This window comes from Pseudomonas sp. 43A (assembly GCF_013363935.1).
GTDB lineage: Bacteria > Pseudomonadota > Gammaproteobacteria > Pseudomonadales > Pseudomonadaceae > Aquipseudomonas > Aquipseudomonas crudilactis.
In genome coordinates, this window is sequence record NZ_CP054880.1 from 2,526,678 (window position 1) to 2,543,692 (window position 17,015).

Sequence of the window (17,015 nt, forward strand, 5' to 3'; positions counted from 1 at the left end):
CGCCTTGGTCAGGAAAAATCCTCTGTTGCGGATTTGTAAGCGCAAAGCCTGCTGGCCGGGCGACCGATCTGCACCTAAACTGCCGATCCGCCAAAGGAGCCCGCCATGCTGATTGTTGCCGACGAAAATATCCCGCTGCTCGATGCCTTTTTTGCCGGTTTCGGCGAGATCCGCCGGGTGCCGGGCCGTTCCATCGACCGTGCGACGGTCGAGCAGGCTGACGTATTGCTTGTGCGCTCGGTGACCAACGTCAACCGCGCGTTGCTTGAAGGTAGCAAGGTGCGTTTTGTCGGCACTTGCACCATCGGTACGGATCATCTGGATCTCGATTACTTCAATGAGGTCGGCATCACCTGGTCGAGCGCCCCCGGCTGCAATGCCCGCGGTGTGGTCGATTACGTGCTGGGCAGTCTGATGACGCTCGCCGAAATCGAAGGTGTCGATCTCACTCAGCGGATTTACGGTGTCGTCGGCGCCGGTGAAGTGGGCGGGCGTCTGATCAAGGTCCTGAAGGGCTTGGGCTGGAACGTCAAAGTCTGCGATCCACCGCGTCAGGCTGCCGAGGGCGGCGATTACGTCAGCCTTGAAGCGATCATTGAGCAGTGCGACGTGATCAGTCTGCACACGCCGCTGACTCGCAGCGGCGATGGCGCGACCTGGCATTTGTTCGATCAGTCGCGTTTGCAGCAACTCAAGCCCGGTGCCTGGTTGATCAATGCGGCGCGTGGCCCGGTGGTGGATAACGCCGCACTGCGCAACGTGCTGCTGGATCGTGAAGACCTGCAAGCCGTTCTCGATGTCTGGGAAGCCGAGCCCGAAGTTGACGTGGCGTTGGCCGAGCTTTGCGTATTGGCCACGCCGCACATTGCCGGTTATAGCCTTGATGGCAAGCAGCGCGGTACGGCGCAGATCTATCAGGCTTACTGCACATTCCTCGGTCAAGCGGCGAGCATTCAGCTCAGTGATCTGTTGCCGGCTCCGTGGTTGTCGGAAGTCACCCTGCACGCTGACAGCGATCCGGCTTGGGCGCTGGCGATGTTATGCCGTGGGGTGTACGACCCACGCCGCGATGACGCGGATTTTCGCCGCAGCCTTGTAGGCAATGTCGGCGAGCAGCGTGCGGCGTTCGATGTGTTGCGCAAGCAGTATCCCGTGCGGCGTGAGATTGAAGGGCTAAAGGTGCGGATTGAAGGGGCGTCGCCAGAGTTGGCGAGGATCGTGGCGGCGCTGGGGGCGGTGGCTGTCTAGAAACCGAGTCGGCCCTTTCGCGAGCAGGCTCGCTCCCACATGGATCTGTCATGCACTGAAGATCTGCTGTGGGAGCGAGCCTGCTCGCGAAGGCCGCGCCACAAGTGCCGGATCTGCAGACAGAAAAAACCCGGCCAAAGGGGCCGGGTCAGGAAGACGGTGGCTATATCACTCTTGTTCGGCAGGCTTGACCAATCGCTTCTCCAGCTCGCTGCACGCTTGCTGGATCATTTCTTCAGTGATCGGTACTTCGCGCCCATCCTTATCCAGTATCGAGCAACCCAGAGATTGGCCGGGCTTGGTGCGGATCACTTCAATTTTGTCATCGCTGCTGTGTTGCAAGGACATGGCCTGTCTCCTCATCAGGTTGTGCGCCTAGGGTAAAACCGCCACGTGACCGGGCTGTGACAACTCCCTGCGGTCTGTCAGTGGAGGCATCTCCACTCAAACAGAAACGACCGCTCGTCTCAACCGGGACTTTAGACCAATAGTAACTATGGCCTAGTCTTTGGGGGCATATTTAACCTGACTCATTGTGATTTACAGAGTTCCGCCCCAAGAAGGTTTAGGCTAGCCCTTTCACCAACACGGATGTGTACCTGAATGACCCCGAAGCTTTCTTCAAGGCACCGGCGCGCCCTGCGTCTGACCACTCGATTTCTGGCCCCTTACCGCTGGCAAGTCATCGCTGCGCTGCTGGCGTTGATCGTCACCGCCGCCGTCACGCTGTCGATGGGGCAGGGGATCAAACTGTTGGTCGACCGTGGCTTCATGACTCAGTCGCCGCATCAGCTCAACCAGAGCATCGGCATCTTCATGCTGATGGTGCTGGGTTTGGCGGTCGGTACGTTCGCGCGGTTTTACTGGGTGTCGTGGATCGGCGAGCGTTGTGTGGCCGATATTCGCCGTGAGGTATTCAACCATCTGGTCTATTTGCACCCCGGCTTCTACGAGAACAACCGCAGTTCGGAGATCCAGTCGCGGCTGACTGCCGACACAACGCTGCTGCAATCAGTGATCGGCTCGTCGCTGTCGATGTTCCTGCGTAACCTGTTGATGGTGATTGGCGGTGTCATCCTGCTGTTCGTGACCAATGCCAAACTCACCAGCATCGTGGTGATTGCTTTACCGTTCGTGGTCGCACCGATCCTGATTTTCGGTCGGCGCGTACGCAATCTGTCGCGATTGAGCCAGGACCGGGTGGCCGATATCGGCAGCTATGTGTCGGAAACCCTCGGCCAGATCAAAACCGTGCAGGCCTACAACCACCAAGTCCAGGATGAGCGCCGTTTTGCGACAACCGTAGAGGATGCCTTCGACACGGCGCGCAAACGCATCTTTCAGCGCTCGTGGATGATCACCATGGTGATCGTGCTGGTGCTCGGCGCGGTGGCGGTCATGTTGTGGGTCGGCGGCATGGACGTGATTGCCGGGCGCATCACCGGTGGTGAACTGGCGGCGTTTGTTTTCTACAGTCTGATTGTCGGCAGCGCGATCGGCACCCTGAGTGAGGTGATTGGCGAACTGCAACGCGCGGCAGGTGCCGCCGAGCGCATCGCCGAACTGCTGGGGTCGGAAAACATCATCCAGCCGCCCACCACCGGGCTGGTGACCTTGCCGCAGCGCGTGCGCGGCGAGCTGCAATTGCAGGAAGTGCGGTTTTCCTACCCTTCGCGTCCTGAAAGCTACGCCGTCAACGGCTTGAATCTGACCATTCGGGCTGGAGAGACGCTGGCGCTGGTGGGGCCGTCCGGTGCGGGCAAGTCCACCGTGTACGACTTGCTCTTGCGTTTTTATGATCCGCTGGAAGGGCAGATCCTCATCGATGGCGTGCCGCTGACCAGCCTTGATCCGCTGGACCTGCGTCGCCACTTCGCCCTGGTCTCGCAGTCGCCGGCGCTGTTCTTTGGCAGCGTTGAAGAGAATATTCGTTACGGCAATCCGGGGGCGACACTGGAACAAGTCATGGACGCGGCAAAAATTGCTCACGCTCACGACTTCATCGAGAAAATGCCCAACGGTTACCAGACCCATCTTGGCGATGGTGGCCTCGGTCTTTCCGGTGGCCAGCGTCAGCGCCTGGCGATCGCCCGGGCGTTGCTGGTCGACGCACCGATCCTGCTGCTGGACGAGGCCACTAGCGCCCTCGATGCGCAGAGCGAACATTTGATTCAGGAAGCCCTGCCGAGCCTGATGCAGAACCGCACCACGCTGGTGATCGCGCATCGACTGGCCACGGTGAAAAACGCTGACCGGATTGCGGTGATGGATCAGGGCAAGCTTGTGGCCATTGGCACCCATCAGGAACTGATTGCCAGCAATCCGCTGTATGCGCGGTTGGCGGCATTGCAGTTCAACGATGGCAAGAGCGCTTCAACTAATCCTGTCACCGATCCTGCCATTCACTAAGTAACTGCTCAGGTTGTACCTATAAAAAATGCCCGTATCTCGCGATACTGGCATTTTTTGTTACTGGGCGTCAGCCGCGTGATCACTGATCATCAAAATACCGCTCATGCCAATCCACCAGCGGCTGCGGTGAATTGAGCTTCTGGCCGTAAATCACCGAGTACGACAGCACGTTCTGCACGTATTGACGGGTTTCGTCGAACGGGATGCTTTCCACCCAGACGTCGAAACTCAGGTGATCGGCGCCGCGCAGCCATTGGCGTACGCGACCCGGTCCGGCGTTGTAGGCGGCGGAGGCGAGGACGCGGTTGCCGTTGAACTGGCTGTGCACTTGGCTCAGGTAAGCGGCGCCGAGCTGGATGTTCTTGTCCGGATCGAGCACCTGCTGCGGCGAGGCCAGCGGGATGCTGAATTTGCGCGCGGTTTCCTTGGCGGTGCCGGGCATCAGTTGCATCAGGCCGCTGGCGCCGACGCCGGAACGGGCGTCGTCCATAAAGGCGCTTTCCTGGCGGGTGATGGCAAACACCCAGCTCGAATGCAGGCCACGCACCTTGGCTTCACGCACGAGAGTTTCGCGGTGGGCCATCGGGAAGCGGATGTCCAGATCATCCCAGTATTGCGCCTGGCTGATGGTGCGGATCGCCGGAAAGTACCATTTCAAGTCATAGGCGAGTTTTGCCTGGGCAACCATTTCATCGCGATTGAAGTGGCGGCTGACGTGATACCACTCGCGACGACCGTCGACGATCTGCCCGCGAGCATGGAATTCCAGCGCGCGGCGCACGCCCGGGGTGTTGCGCACCTTGTTGATCAGCGCCTGGCTGAGCACCAGTGGCTTGTTGTTCAGCGAGTACGGCGATTGCGAGCGGTCGGCGGCGAGGAAACCGTAGAAGTCACGTTCGCGCGCAAGGTTTTTGTACAGCGTTTGCGCTTCCGGGTTTTGCGGCTGGGCCAGTTCCAGACTGCGTGCCTGCCAGTAGCGCCAGCGGTTGGTGGTGGCCAGATCCTGCGGCAGACGGCGGGTCAACTGATAGGCGTCGTCCCAACGGGCCAGACGCAACAGCAAGCGCAGGCGCCATTCTGAAACGGTGTTGTCGCGCAGCTCCGGGTCGTACTTGGTCATCACGTCCAGCGCGCGGCTGTCGAAACGCCGGGCGAGGGTCAGGCCGATTTCCCGGGCGATTGCGACTTTTTCATCGCGAGAGAAATGCATGCTGCTGGCATACCCGTCGAGCAGCGCCATGGCCTTGTCAGGATCCTGACGAGCGAGGCGGCGCAGGCCGAGGCTGACCACATCGGACATCGGCTCGTCGGCCGGGGTGAAGCGTGAAGGCTGATTGAGCAGCTCGGGTTTCTGCGCCACATCCACCAGCAGGCGACCGCGTGGGGCGAGGGTGGTCAGGCCGTTGACCAGGCTGTTGGCCAAGGGATAGTTACGCGTCTGAGCGGCGAGTTTGGTGCGCTCCCAGCGTTTCTGTTCGGTGAGCTGGCCATCGGCGGCCCAGATGCCGAACAGTGCGTCACACGCAGCGGGTTGTGATTTACCGGTCAGCCAGAGCTTGTCGGCGTTGGCGTAACCCTCGGCCTTGTGACCGCTGCTGATCTGGTACTGCGCGTTGAGGCAGTCCAGTTCAGTGAAGTTGAGTTTCGGGTCGTAATATTTGACGAAGGTTGCCCAGTCACCACGGTCGGCGAGCCAGCGCAACCAGCGCAGTTTCATCCAGTTGGCCTGGGGCAGGTCACCGTGTTCGGCGAGGAATTTCTCGATTTCCGCATTGCTCGCGGTTTTCAGGCGCGCGGTCAGTTCGTCGTAAGCCAGATACGGTTCCAGCGGATAATCGGCCAGCGCCTGGCTGTAACGGAAATACGGGCCGGTATCACCCTTGGCCAGCGCGCGCTTGGCTTCATCGTAATACTGGCGTTGGGTGGACAGGTCCACCGCCTGAGCGGATTGAGCGGCAGCGGCGGTAAGTAGCAAGCAGGACAAGACACTGAAAAGGCGACTGCGCATGAGACATCCGGGCAGAGAAATCATGACAAGTGCCGACCTCGGTCAGCACTGAATTGTCTGTAGCTTAGCCTTTTGCCAGCAAGCGGCGAAAGCTTTGCCGGCCTCGCAGCACAAGTTCGCAACAAATGTTGTGCAGAGTGCTTCGACAGACAAATTGCCGGCCTGCTGAAGCCCTAATTCAGGTAGAATGCGCGCCCGGTTTTTGGAGAAGCTCATGACCCTGCTCAAATTCAGCGATGTGTCCCTTGCGTTCGGCGCTATGCCGTTGTTGGACAAGGTGTCCTGGCAGATCGCCCGTGGTGAGCGGGTGTGCATCATCGGCCGCAACGGCACTGGCAAGTCCAGCATGATGAAACTGGTCAAGGGCGACCAGAAGCCCGATGAAGGCTCGGTGTGGCGTGCCCCCGGTCTGAAAATCGGCGAATTGCCGCAGGAATTGCCAGTGGCCGACGATCGGACGGTGTTCGACGTGGTCGCTGAAGGTCTTGATGGCGTGGGCGCGTTGCTCGCCGAGTACCATCACCTGGCGCAGAACTGCGTCACTGAAGAAGACCTGAACAAGCTGATGCACGTTCAGCAAGACCTCGAAGCCCGTGATGGCTGGCGTTTGCAGACTCTGGTCGAAAGCACCTTGAGCCGTCTGCAACTGCCGGCCGACAAGACCCTCGCCCAGTTGTCCGGCGGCTGGCGTCGTCGCGTGCTGCTGGCGCAGGCACTGGTGTCCGAGCCGGATCTGCTGCTGCTCGACGAACCGACCAACCACCTGGACATCGGTGCGATTGCCTGGCTCGAAGAAGCTCTGAAAGATTTCCAGGGCGCCGTGCTGTTCATCACGCACGACCGTTCCTTCCTGCAAAACCTCGCCACGCGAATCCTCGAACTGGATCGCGGTGGCCTGATCGACTGGAACGGCGACTACGCCAGTTTCCTTGTGCACAAAGAAGCCGCGCTGGCGGCTGAAGAAACCGCCAACGCGCTGTTCGACAAGAAACTGGCCCAGGAAGAAGTCTGGATCCGCCAGGGCATCAAGGCTCGCCGCACCCGCAACGAAGGCCGCGTCCGCGCCCTGAAAGCCCTGCGCGTTGAGCGTAGCGAACGTCGTGAGCGCACCGGCAAGGCCAACATTCAGTTGGACACTGCCGACAAGTCCGGCAAGCAGGTGATGGTCCTCGAGAACGTGAGTTTCGCTCATCCGGGTGGCCCGTTCCTGATCAAGGACTTCTCGATGGTGCTGACGCGCGGCGACCGTATTGGTCTGCTCGGCGCCAACGGTACCGGCAAGACCACTCTGCTGAAACTGATGCTCAGCGGTCTGCAACCGACCAGCGGCAAAGTGGAAGAAGGCACGCGGATCGACGTGGCCTACTTCGATCAGTTGCGCCATCAGCTGGATCTGGAAAAAACCGTGATCGACAACGTCGCCGAAGGGCGCGACTTCATCGATATCGACGGCCAGAGCCGTCACGTGCTGAGCTACCTCGGCGACTTCCTGTTCAGCCCGCAGCGTGCCCGCACGCCGGTCAAGGCGCTGTCGGGTGGTGAGCGTGCGCGTCTGTTGCTGGCCAAGCTGTTCAGCAAACCGGCGAACCTGCTGGTCCTCGACGAACCGACCAACGACCTCGACGTGGAAACCCTCGAGCTGCTTGAAGAAGTGCTGCTGACTTTCAATGGCACCGTGCTGATGGTCAGCCACGACCGGGCATTCCTCGACAACGTGGTCACCAGCACCCTGGTCTTCGAAGGCGAAGGCAAGGTGCGTGAATACGTCGGCGGCTATCAGGACTGGATCCGTCAGGGTGGTTCGCCGCGTCTGCTGGGCGTAACCGAAAGCAAGTCGGGCAAGGCTGACTTGAACTCCGCCGTGGTGACCGCTGAGCCTGCTGTGGTCGCAGCGCCTGCCGCCGCAGCACCGGCGGCCAAGAAGAAGCTGAGCTACAAGGTGCAGCGTGAGCTGGAAGCATTGCCGGGCGATATCGATGCCAAGGAACAGCAGATTGCTGTCGTGGAAGCCGAAATGGCTGAAGCTGGCTTCTATCAGCGTCCTGCGGCTGAAACGGCCAAGGTGATTGCTTCGCTGGAGCAGTTGCAGGCTGAGCTGGATGCATTGATGGAGCGTTGGGCCGAGCTGGATGCCTGATTGATCCTGATGTGAAAAAGCCCGGCGTTCAGTGATGAGCGCCGGGCTTTTCATATGTAAACGCAGTTCCCTTGTAGGAGTGAGCCTGCTCGCGATAGCGGTTTAGCATTCAACGAACTCGTCGACTGTCAGAACGTTATCGCGAGCAGGCTCACTCCTACATGGAATGGTATTTCAGCGTTTGACCAGGTGTACCGCCAATACATCGCATGGCGCGCCGTGCAGCACGTCATTGGCGGTCGAGCCCAGCAACAGCGCCAGACCATGTCGGCCATGACTGCCGACCACGATCAGATCGCACGTTTGTTCTTTGGCGAAATGATGGATTTCCTGGCGTGGCTGGCCATAGGTCAGGTGGCAGTTGGCGCCCTCAAGCTCCGAGTATTTGGCTTTCAGACGCTCCAGACGCTCCTTGGCCTGATCGAACTGCTGTTGTTGCAGTTGTGACAGATCCATCGGTACGTCGCCGCCGAACGCCATGGCCATAGGTTCGACTATATGCACCAGCGAAAGCTTGGCGCCATTGCTCACCGATAGCTCGCGGGCGCGGTGAATCACAGGGTCGCACTCTTCGGTCAGATCTACGGCGACCAGGATGTGGTGGTAGGGCATGAGGTGCTCCTCGTGGGATTTCAATATTGTTAAGTATGGCTGGTTTCAAGCGCAATGGTTCCAAAGTGACACAATGCGCTCACCAAGAATTGGGAATAGAGATATGACGGTCTGGTTGGTGGTGTCAATCCTGCTGGTGGTTTTAAGTCCGCTGGCGTGGCTGCGCCCATCGCGCGCGCAAAGCGGTCGCATCGCCCTGCGTATGGAGGCACGACGCATCGGTCTGGCCATGCAACTGGCACCTCAGGAATGGCCACACTGGCTGGCGCAAGAGCCACCAAACCCGTGCGCGCAGTATCATCGGCCGCGCCGTGGCAAGTCACCTGCCTGCTGGACTTACTGGCAGAAGTCGCCGGGTGTGTGGGTCAATCAGTGGCAGGAAGTCTGCGAGGACCCTGCGCTGCTTAATCATTTCGAAAAATTGCCGGGCAACGTTTTCAAAGTCGAGGCAGACAAGCAGATGATCGCTTTGTATTGGGGGGAGAAGGGCGAAGCATCTGTTTTGCAGGATATCGACGCCACCCTGAAAGCGCTGGCGTGACGCGCGGACTTTTCGCACTGCAACGGTGTGAAACGTCCGGCAGACGCGCAATAAAAAGCCCGACATGATTCATCGGGCGGGGTTGGCCAGGCAGGCCGGAAATCTTTTTGATGCTGGGTCAGTCAGCGCATTTCCCTGTCGTCCACCCAGCGTAGCCCTTTAAACAAGGGCTGCTGCGAATTAGGGCGACTTTTCTAACTATTGATTCTATGAATGGCTTCACATGCAGACGCGTGTTGCGGGTCTTCGTCTTACAGAAATGACCGCAAAGTCGCATTTCAACCCGTATTTTGGGCGATTGACAATTGTCGGAAATTCCGTGAAGGTGACGTACCCAAATCAAACGGGCGTATGAATTGAGCGTTTGTCTTACAGACTGCTCCTACAGAATCCCGACTATCGCGTTGGCGGGTGTGCCGGGTGGATTGGCGTTAGCATCGACGAAAAAGCGTCCTGCCGAGCCATTCGCCTGCGTCCGACGTGTACTGTTCAGCTTCCATATCGTGGAGATCAGTTGATGATTTACGAAGGTAAAGCCATCACGGTTAAAGCTCTTGAAAGTGGCATCGTCGAATTGAAATTCGACCTCAAGGGTGAGTCCGTCAACAAGTTCAACCGTCTAACCCTGAACGAACTGCGTCAGGCCGTAGACACCATCAAGGCAGATGCTTCGATCAAGGGCGTGATCGTCAGCAGTGGCAAGGACGTGTTCATCGTCGGCGCCGACATCACCGAATTTGTCGACAACTTCAAGCTGCCGGATGCCGAGCTGGTTGCTGGCAATCTCGAAGCCAACAAGATCTTCAGCGATTTCGAAGACCTCAACGTTCCGACCGTCGCGGCCATCAATGGCATCGCGCTGGGCGGCGGCCTGGAAATGTGCCTGGCAGCTGACTATCGCGTCATGTCCACCAAAGCCAAGATCGGCCTGCCGGAAGTCAAACTGGGCATCTACCCAGGCTTCGGCGGTACCGTGCGTCTGCCGCGCCTGATCGGTGTCGACAACGCCATCGAGTGGATTGCCGCCGGCAAGGAAAACCGCCCTGAAGACGCTCTGAAAGTCAGCGCCGTCGACGCCGTGGTTGCTCCTGAAAAGCTGCAGGAAGCCGCCCTTGAACTGATCAAGCGCGCCATCTCCGGCGAGTTCGACTTCAAGGCCAAGCGTCAGCCGAAACTTGAAAAACTCAAGCTGAACGCCATTGAACAGATGATGGCTTTCGAAACCGCCAAAGGTTTCGTTGCCGGTCAGGCTGGCCCGAATTACCCGGCGCCGGTTGAAGCGATCAAGACCATCCAGAAAGCTGCGAACTTCGGTCGTGACAAGGCGCTGGAAGTTGAAGCCGCCGGTTTCGTCAAACTGGCCAAGACCTCTGCCGCGCAGAGCTTGATCGGTCTGTTCCTGAACGATCAGGAGCTGAAGAAAAAGGCCAAGGCCTACGACGAAATCGCCAAAGACGTGAAGCAGGCCGCTGTACTCGGCGCCGGCATCATGGGTGGCGGTATCGCCTATCAGTCGGCCTCCAAAGGTACGCCGATCCTGATGAAGGACATCAACGAGCACGGTATCGAGCAGGGTCTGGCCGAAGCCGCCAAACTGCTGGTTGGCCGCGTTGATAAAGGTCGCATGACCGCTGCGAAAATGGCTGAAGTACTCAACGCCATTCGGCCAACCCTGTCCTACGGCGACTTCGGTCACGTGGATCTGGTTGTTGAAGCTGTGGTCGAGAACCCTAAGGTCAAGCAAGCCGTGTTGGCTGAAGTCGAAGCGCAGGTCAAAGAGGACACCATCCTCGCGTCCAACACTTCGACTATTTCCATCAGCCTGCTGGCCAAGGCTCTCAAGCGTCCGGAAAACTTCGTCGGCATGCACTTCTTCAACCCGGTGCACATGATGCCGCTGGTGGAAGTGATCCGTGGCGAGAAGTCGAGTGAGCTGGCTGTTGCCACCACCGTGGCCTACGCCAAGAAAATGGGCAAGAACCCGATCGTCGTCAACGACTGCCCGGGCTTCCTGGTCAACCGCGTCCTGTTCCCGTACTTCGGTGGTTTCGCCAAACTGGTCAGCGCCGGTGTGGACTTCGTCCGTATCGACAAGGTCATGGAAAAATTCGGCTGGCCGATGGGCCCGGCATACCTGATGGACGTGGTCGGTATCGACACCGGTCACCATGGTCGTGACGTAATGGCTGAAGGCTTCCCGGATCGCATGAAGGATGACCGTCGTTCGGCCATCGATGTGCTGTACGAAGCCAAGCGCCTGGGTCAGAAGAACGGCAAGGGCTTCTACGCCTACGAGGCCGACAAGAAAGGCAAGCAGAAGAAAGTTGCCGATCCGTCGGTACTGGAAGTGCTTAAGCCGATCGTTTACGAGCAGCGCGAAGTCACTGACGAAGACATCATCAACTGGATGATGATCCCGCTGTGCCTGGAAACCGTGCGTTGCCTGGAAGACGGCATCGTTGAAACCGCCGCCGAAGCCGACATGGGTCTGGTCTACGGTATCGGTTTCCCTCCATTCCGTGGCGGTGCGCTGCGCTACATCGATTCGATCGGTGTTGCCGAGTTCGTTGCCCTGGCTGACCAGTACGCTGATTTGGGCGCGCTGTACCACCCGACCGCGAAACTGCGTGAAATGGCCAAAACCGGCCAACGGTTCTTCGGTTAAGCGTCCCAACTTTTGAGCGAGAGTGAAATTTTATGAGCTTGAATCCAAGAGACGTCGTGATTGTCGACTTCGGTCGTACTCCGATGGGCCGCTCCAAGGGCGGCATGCACCGCAACACCCGTGCCGAAGACATGTCGGCGCACCTGATCAGCAAATTGCTGGAACGCAACGCCAAGGTCGATCCTGCTGAAGTCGAGGACGTGATCTGGGGCTGCGTCAACCAGACCCTGGAGCAGGGCTGGAACATCGCGCGCATGGCGTCGCTGATGACCCAGATCCCGCACACTTCGGCCGGCCAGACCGTCAGCCGTCTGTGTGGCTCGTCGATGAGCGCGCTGCACACCGCTGCGCAAGCGATCATGACCGGCAACGGTGACGTGTTCGTGGTTGGCGGCGTCGAGCATATGGGCCACGTGAGCATGATGCACGGTGTCGATCCGAACCCGCACATGTCGCTGTACGCGGCGAAAGCCTCGGGCATGATGGGCCTGACCGCGGAAATGCTCGGCAAAATGCACGGCATCACTCGCGAGCAGCAAGACGCCTTCGGCGTGCGTTCCCACCAGTTGGCCCACAAGGCCACCGTGGAAGGCAAGTTCAAAGACGAAATCATCCCGATGCAGGGCTACGACGAGAACGGTTTCCTGAAACTGTTCGACTACGACGAAACCATTCGTCCGGAAACCACCCTGGAAAGTCTGGCGGCCCTCAAGCCTGCCTTCAATCCAAAGGGCGGCACCGTGACTGCCGGTACTTCGTCGCAGATCACTGATGGTGCTTCGTGCATGATCGTGATGTCGGCGCAGCGTGCACAGGACCTGGGTATCCAGCCAATGGCGGTTATCCGTTCGATGGCAGTGGCGGGTGTGGATCCGGCGATCATGGGCTATGGTCCAGTTCCGGCGACACAGAAAGCCCTGAAGCGTGCGGGCCTTGGCATCAACGATATCGACTTCTTCGAGCTCAACGAAGCTTTCGCCGCACAGGCCCTGCCAGTGCTGAAAGATCTGAAAGTGCTCGACAAGATGAACGAGAAGGTTAACCTGCACGGCGGTGCAATCGCCCTGGGTCATCCGTTCGGTTGCTCCGGTGCTCGTATTTCCGGCACCTTGCTGAACGTGATGAAGCAGAATAGCGGCACCTTCGGGGTGGCCACTATGTGCATTGGTCTCGGCCAAGGCATCTCCACCGTCTTCGAACGCGTTTAAGCGTCTCGTCGATGGAAGCCGGGGCCAAGTGCCCCGGTTTTTGTTTTTGCGGATTTATTTTGTTTTTATTTTGAAAAAATTTGAGTGAGGGCCAAAGCATGCCGATACAACCTGGGCTCTACCAACATTACAAAGGTCCGCAGTACCGCGTATTCAGTGTTGCGCGGCATTCCGAGACCGAAGAAGAAGTGGTCTTTTACCAAGCCCTGTATGGCGATTACGGCTTTTGGGTACGCCCTCTGAGCATGTTTCTCGAGTCAGTCGAGGTTGACGGCGAGCAGGTGCCACGCTTTGCTTTGGTGCAAGCCGAACCGAGCCTTTTTTCCAAGGCATGAGGCGAGTGTGCACAGAACCCTGTGCTTGACCTCACCTTGTATCAACTATATATAGCGGTGCCGCGTCAGGCGCCAACCGCCTTTCACTTCTAGAATTCAGGAATTTTCTGATCCATGGGCAAATCGCTGGTCATTGTGGAATCCCCGGCTAAGGCCAAGACCATCAACAAGTATCTGGGTAACCAATACGTGGTGAAGTCGAGTATCGGCCATATCCGAGACCTGCCCACCAGCGGTTCGGCTAGCGCCAGCAAAGAGCCAGCCGCCAAGCGCGGCAAGGCTGCTGCGGGCGAAGGTCCGGTGCTCTCGCCAAAAGAGAAAGCGCGCAAGCAGCTGGTCTCGCGTATGGGTGTCGATCCCGATCATGGCTGGAAAGCCAAGTACGAGATCCTTCCGGGTAAAGAGAAGGTCATCGAGGAGCTGCGTCGGCTCGCCAAAGATGCTGACACCATCTATCTCGCAACCGACTTGGATCGCGAGGGGGAAGCCATTGCCTGGCACCTGCGCGAAGCCATCGGTGGTGATGACAGCCGCTACAAGCGCGTGGTGTTCAACGAAATTACCAAAAAGGCGATTCAGGAAGCCTTCTCGGAACCGGGCGAGCTGGACATCGATCGTGTCAACGCTCAACAGGCCCGCCGTTTCCTCGACCGCGTTGTGGGTTACATGGTTTCGCCGCTGCTGTGGGCGAAAATCGCCCGTGGCCTGTCCGCCGGTCGTGTGCAATCGGTTGCCGTGAAGCTGGTGGTTGAGCGTGAGCGTGAAATCCGTGCGTTCAACCCGGAAGAGTACTGGGAAGTGCATGCCGATCTCGGCACCACCAAAGGCTCGACCGTGCGTTTCGAAGTAGCTCGCGAGAAAGGCGAAGCGTTCAAGCCGCTCAACGAAGCGCAGGCCATGGCCGCGCTGGAGAAACTCAAGTCTTCCAGCTACAGCATCGTCAAACGCGAAGACAAGCCGACCAGCAGCAAGCCGTCGGCGCCGTTCATCACGTCCACCTTGCAACAGGCAGCGAGTAACCGCCTGGGCTTCGGCGTGAAGAAAACCATGATGATGGCCCAGCGTCTGTACGAAGCCGGCTACATCACTTATATGCGTACCGACTCGACCAACCTCTCGGCTGACGCCGTGGCGATGGCACGCACTTACATCGAAGACGAATTCGGCAAGAAGTACCTGCCGGAAACACCAAATGTCTACAGCAGCAAGGAAGGCGCTCAAGAGGCTCACGAAGCGATTCGTCCGTCCGACGCCAACACCATTCCGAGCAAGCTGACGGGCATGGAGCGTGACGCTGAGCGCCTCTATGAGCTGATCTGGCGCCAGTTCCTCGCTTGCCAGATGCTGCCAGCGCAATACCTGTCGACCACCGTCAGCGTAGGTGCTGGTGAATTCGAGCTGCGCGCCAAGGGCCGTATCCTCAAGTTCGACGGCTACACCCGTGTCATGCCACAGATTGCCAAGCCGGGCGATGACGACGTGCTGCCTGATATGGCGCAGGGCGACGTGATGAAGCTGATCAAGCTCGATCCGTCGCAGCACTTCACCAAGCCGCCGGCGCGTTACTCGGAAGCCAGCCTGGTTAAAGAAATGGAAAAACGTGGCATCGGTCGTCCTTCGACTTACGCTGCGATCATTTCGACCATTCAGGATCGTGGCTACGTGACCCTGCATAACCGTCGTTTCTACTCGGAAAAGATGGGCGACATCGTCACCGAGCGTCTGTCGGAAAGCTTCTCCAATCTCATGGACTACGGCTTCACCGCCGGCATGGAAGAGAACCTCGATGACGTGGCGCAGGGCGAGCGTGACTGGAAAAGCGTGCTGGACGAGTTCTATGGCGACTTCAAAAAGAAACTCGAAGTGGCCGAAAATCCGGACAGCGGCATGCGTGCCAACCAGCCGGTGATGACCGATATTCCGTGCACGACCTGTGGTCGTCCGATGCAGATTCGTACTGCGTCGACCGGCGTGTTCCTCGGTTGCTCGGGCTACAGCCTGCCGCCGAAAGAGCGCTGCAAGGCCACCGTCAACCTGGTGCCGGGCGACGAGATTGCTGCGGACGACGAGGGCGAATCGGAATCGCTGGTGTTGCGTGGCAAGCATCGCTGCCCGATCTGCAGCACGGCGATGGACGCTTACCTGCTCGACGAGAAGCGCAAGCTGCACATCTGCGGTAACAATCCGGATTGTGCTGGCTACGAAATCGAAGAAGGCAGCTATCGCATCAAGGGCTACGAAGGTCCGAGCCTGGAATGCGACAAATGTGGCAGCGAGATGCAGCTCAAGACTGGCCGTTTCGGCAAGTTCTTCGGTTGCACCAATCCTGAGTGCAAGAACACCCGCAAACTGTTGAAAAGCGGTGATGCAGCGCCGCCGAAGATGGATCCGGTGAAGATGCCTGAGCTGAAATGCGAAAAGGTCAACGACACCTACATCCTCCGTGACGGTGCCTCGGGTCTGTTCCTGGCCGCCAGTCAGTTCCCGAAAAACCGTGAGACCCGTGCTCCGCTGGTGATCGAGATCCTGCCGCACAAGGATGAGATCGATCCGAAGTATCACTTCCTCTGCGACGCGCCGAAGAAGGATCCTGATGGTCTGCCAGCGGTGATCCGCTACAGCCGCAAGACCAAGGAGCAATACGTGCAGACCGAAGTCGATGGCAAGCCTACCGGTTGGAAGGCGTACTTCGACGGCGGCAAGTGGACGGTTGAAGACAAGCGTACGAAGGCCAAAGCTGAATAAGCATTAGCCTGATACTGAAAGGCCGCATGAGAACCCTTGGGTTTTCATGCGGCCTTTTTGTTTTGTGCTTGCGGTGGGATCGGCTGATCCACGACACTGTCCGGCCTGTGTGACGCAATTATTTCGTTGTGGAGAGCGCCGTCATGGCTCACGAACTCTATACCCGTACCAATCAAAAGATCTATTTCGCCGGCCTGTCGCTGGAAGCTCTGGCTCGCGCTGAAGAAGGCCGGGCGATGAACTCTCTGGCGCTGATTCAGGCCGGTCGTGAATCGGCCTTGTTTCACCTGTACGGCGCCTTGCTGGGGCTTTGTCATGAGATCGCGGGTTTCTATCGTCTGCCGCAGGCCAATGCGCCGCGGGCCGAGATGCTGCTGACTCGTGAAGTGCTGGAGTCGATCGCAATTCCCGAACTGGCCGAAATGGTTGAGTTGGCTGGCAATTCTGAAACCTGGTTGGCAAAACTGCTGGCAGCGCATTCGGCGCTGTTTCAACCGCCACGAGTGCCGCACAAGCCGAAGGGTGATGTGACGCAACCGTTGATTCAGGCGATTAATCTGGACGAAGAAGAAGCGCCAGAAGAGTTGAGTCGAGAGGAGCTGGAGAGCTGGCGGCAGAACTTGAAAGGTCTGGCGATACGTTTCCGCGAAGGCTTGAACGAGTGCTGAGGGCGATTGACACGGTGGCAATCTGAAACATGCTGCTGGTCAAGATCCCGAGCGAAGCCTGAATGATGTCTATATAATCCCTGCCTTTCGTGGAGAACAGACCTTTATGCCAACGTCCTTTCTAGAAATTGTCGAGTTACCAGACGGCCGAATCGAACTGCGCAGGGCTGAGGACGAGGGTTCTCTGGTGACGCTGGATTTCTCCGAGGATGCCAAGGCTTTCCTGCAAGGTCAGCATGTGGAAATCGCCAAGGCGATGTTAAGCGTCGGCGTGCAAATGGCCGGTCGCATGGTCGAAGGCGAGTTTGATAAGGAAGAAGGACCGCGGGTTCTTCATTGATCCTGGCGTCTTTTTACTTTTTGACGTTACCGCTTCAGATCGGCTTCTCTGTCCCTGGAGAAGCCCTGCGCTTCACACAGCGCGTATAAGCACCAA

13 protein-coding genes are annotated in these 17,015 nt (G+C 58.5%); 10 read left to right on the forward strand and 3 right to left on the reverse strand.

The features are described from left to right. The first annotated feature begins 105 nt into the window (after positions 1 to 105). Positions 106 to 1,248, forward strand: a complete 1,143-nt coding sequence (pdxB, locus tag HUW52_RS11320) for a 4-phosphoerythronate dehydrogenase PdxB (RefSeq protein ID WP_016983725.1) — start codon at positions 106 to 108, stop codon at positions 1,246 to 1,248. 168 nt (positions 1,249 to 1,416) lie between these two features. Here the strand turns inward: pdxB and HUW52_RS11325 are convergent, their stop codons facing one another. Next, positions 1,417 to 1,596, reverse strand: a complete 180-nt coding sequence (locus tag HUW52_RS11325; RefSeq protein WP_016983726.1) for a PA1571 family protein — start codon at positions 1,594 to 1,596, stop codon at positions 1,417 to 1,419. A 255-nt stretch (positions 1,597 to 1,851) separates the two neighbouring features. Here HUW52_RS11325 and HUW52_RS11330 point away from each other — a divergent pair, with 255 nt between their 5' ends. Then, positions 1,852 to 3,657: an ABC transporter transmembrane domain-containing protein gene (locus tag HUW52_RS11330; RefSeq protein WP_175553674.1), complete on the forward strand. Its 1,806-nt coding sequence runs from the start codon at positions 1,852 to 1,854 to the stop codon at positions 3,655 to 3,657. An 82-nt stretch (positions 3,658 to 3,739) separates the two neighbouring features. On the opposite strand, the gene HUW52_RS11335 is transcribed toward HUW52_RS11330, so the two are convergent. Next, positions 3,740 to 5,668, reverse strand: coding sequence for a transglycosylase SLT domain-containing protein (locus HUW52_RS11335; RefSeq protein WP_016986755.1), 1,929 nt, complete (start codon positions 5,666 to 5,668; stop codon positions 3,740 to 3,742). Between the two features lie 214 nt (positions 5,669 to 5,882). Here HUW52_RS11335 and HUW52_RS11340 point away from each other — a divergent pair, with 214 nt between their 5' ends. Beyond that, the gene (locus HUW52_RS11340; protein ID WP_016986754.1) at positions 5,883 to 7,805 is read left to right on the forward strand and encodes an ATP-binding cassette domain-containing protein; all 1,923 of its coding nucleotides are present in this window, start codon (positions 5,883 to 5,885) and stop codon (positions 7,803 to 7,805) included. Positions 7,806 to 7,979: 174 nt separating this feature from the next. Here HUW52_RS11340 and HUW52_RS11345 read toward each other — a convergent pair whose 3' ends face one another. Then, positions 7,980 to 8,417 (reverse strand): universal stress protein, encoded by a 438-nt coding sequence (locus HUW52_RS11345; protein WP_077573839.1) that lies wholly within the window; start codon positions 8,415 to 8,417, stop codon positions 7,980 to 7,982. Positions 8,418 to 8,520: 103 nt separating this feature from the next. Between HUW52_RS11345 and HUW52_RS11350 the strand changes: the two genes are divergently transcribed. The 7 genes from HUW52_RS11350 (at position 8,521) to HUW52_RS11380 (ending at position 16,919) form a co-directional block, all read left to right on the forward strand. After that, a complete protein-coding gene (locus HUW52_RS11350; protein WP_175553675.1) occupies positions 8,521 to 8,958 on the forward strand; it encodes a hypothetical protein in 438 nt (145 codons plus the stop codon). Positions 8,959 to 9,475: 517 nt separating this feature from the next. Then, entirely contained in the window at positions 9,476 to 11,623 is a 2,148-nt protein-coding gene (gene fadB / locus HUW52_RS11355) for a fatty acid oxidation complex subunit alpha FadB (RefSeq protein ID WP_175553676.1), read from the forward strand. A gap of 32 nt (positions 11,624 to 11,655) precedes the next feature. Then, the gene (fadA, locus tag HUW52_RS11360; RefSeq protein ID WP_007910465.1) at positions 11,656 to 12,831 is read left to right on the forward strand and encodes an acetyl-CoA C-acyltransferase FadA; all 1,176 of its coding nucleotides are present in this window, start codon (positions 11,656 to 11,658) and stop codon (positions 12,829 to 12,831) included. Positions 12,832 to 12,929: 98 nt separating this feature from the next. After that, positions 12,930 to 13,166, forward strand: coding sequence for a DUF1653 domain-containing protein (locus HUW52_RS11365; RefSeq protein WP_007910467.1), 237 nt, complete (start codon positions 12,930 to 12,932; stop codon positions 13,164 to 13,166). A gap of 114 nt (positions 13,167 to 13,280) precedes the next feature. Then, a complete protein-coding gene (gene topA / locus HUW52_RS11370) occupies positions 13,281 to 15,911 on the forward strand; it encodes a type I DNA topoisomerase (protein WP_016986750.1) in 2,631 nt (876 codons plus the stop codon). 143 nt (positions 15,912 to 16,054) lie between these two features. After that, positions 16,055 to 16,579 (forward strand): DUF6586 family protein, encoded by a 525-nt coding sequence (locus tag HUW52_RS11375; protein WP_007910470.1) that lies wholly within the window; start codon positions 16,055 to 16,057, stop codon positions 16,577 to 16,579. 106 nt (positions 16,580 to 16,685) lie between these two features. After that, positions 16,686 to 16,919: a hypothetical protein gene (locus tag HUW52_RS11380; RefSeq protein ID WP_003226592.1), complete on the forward strand. Its 234-nt coding sequence runs from the start codon at positions 16,686 to 16,688 to the stop codon at positions 16,917 to 16,919. Positions 16,920 to 17,015 lie beyond the last annotated feature (96 nt).

What these genes read in the sequence shown, in the direction of transcription:
- HUW52_RS11365 (WP_007910467.1), top strand. Translation starts at nt 12,930, where the DNA reads ATGCCGATACAACCTGGGCTCTACCAACATTACAAAGGTCCGCAGTAC.
- HUW52_RS11350 (WP_175553675.1), top strand. Translation starts at nt 8,521, where the DNA reads ATGACGGTCTGGTTGGTGGTGTCAATCCTGCTGGTGGTTTTAAGTCCG.
- pdxB (WP_016983725.1), top strand. Translation starts at nt 106, where the DNA reads ATGCTGATTGTTGCCGACGAAAATATCCCGCTGCTCGATGCCTTTTTT.
- HUW52_RS11375 (WP_007910470.1), top strand. Translation starts at nt 16,055, where the DNA reads ATGGCTCACGAACTCTATACCCGTACCAATCAAAAGATCTATTTCGCC.
- fadA (WP_007910465.1), top strand. Translation starts at nt 11,656, where the DNA reads ATGAGCTTGAATCCAAGAGACGTCGTGATTGTCGACTTCGGTCGTACT.
- HUW52_RS11335 (WP_016986755.1), bottom strand. Translation starts at nt 5,668, where the DNA reads ATGCGCAGTCGCCTTTTCAGTGTCTTGTCCTGCTTGCTACTTACCGCC.
- topA (WP_016986750.1), top strand. Translation starts at nt 13,281, where the DNA reads ATGGGCAAATCGCTGGTCATTGTGGAATCCCCGGCTAAGGCCAAGACC.
- HUW52_RS11380 (WP_003226592.1), top strand. Translation starts at nt 16,686, where the DNA reads ATGCCAACGTCCTTTCTAGAAATTGTCGAGTTACCAGACGGCCGAATC.
- HUW52_RS11325 (WP_016983726.1), bottom strand. Translation starts at nt 1,596, where the DNA reads ATGTCCTTGCAACACAGCAGCGATGACAAAATTGAAGTGATCCGCACC.
- HUW52_RS11330 (WP_175553674.1), top strand. Translation starts at nt 1,852, where the DNA reads ATGACCCCGAAGCTTTCTTCAAGGCACCGGCGCGCCCTGCGTCTGACC.
- HUW52_RS11345 (WP_077573839.1), bottom strand. Translation starts at nt 8,417, where the DNA reads ATGCCCTACCACCACATCCTGGTCGCCGTAGATCTGACCGAAGAGTGC.
- HUW52_RS11340 (WP_016986754.1), top strand. Translation starts at nt 5,883, where the DNA reads ATGACCCTGCTCAAATTCAGCGATGTGTCCCTTGCGTTCGGCGCTATG.
- fadB (WP_175553676.1), top strand. Translation starts at nt 9,476, where the DNA reads ATGATTTACGAAGGTAAAGCCATCACGGTTAAAGCTCTTGAAAGTGGC.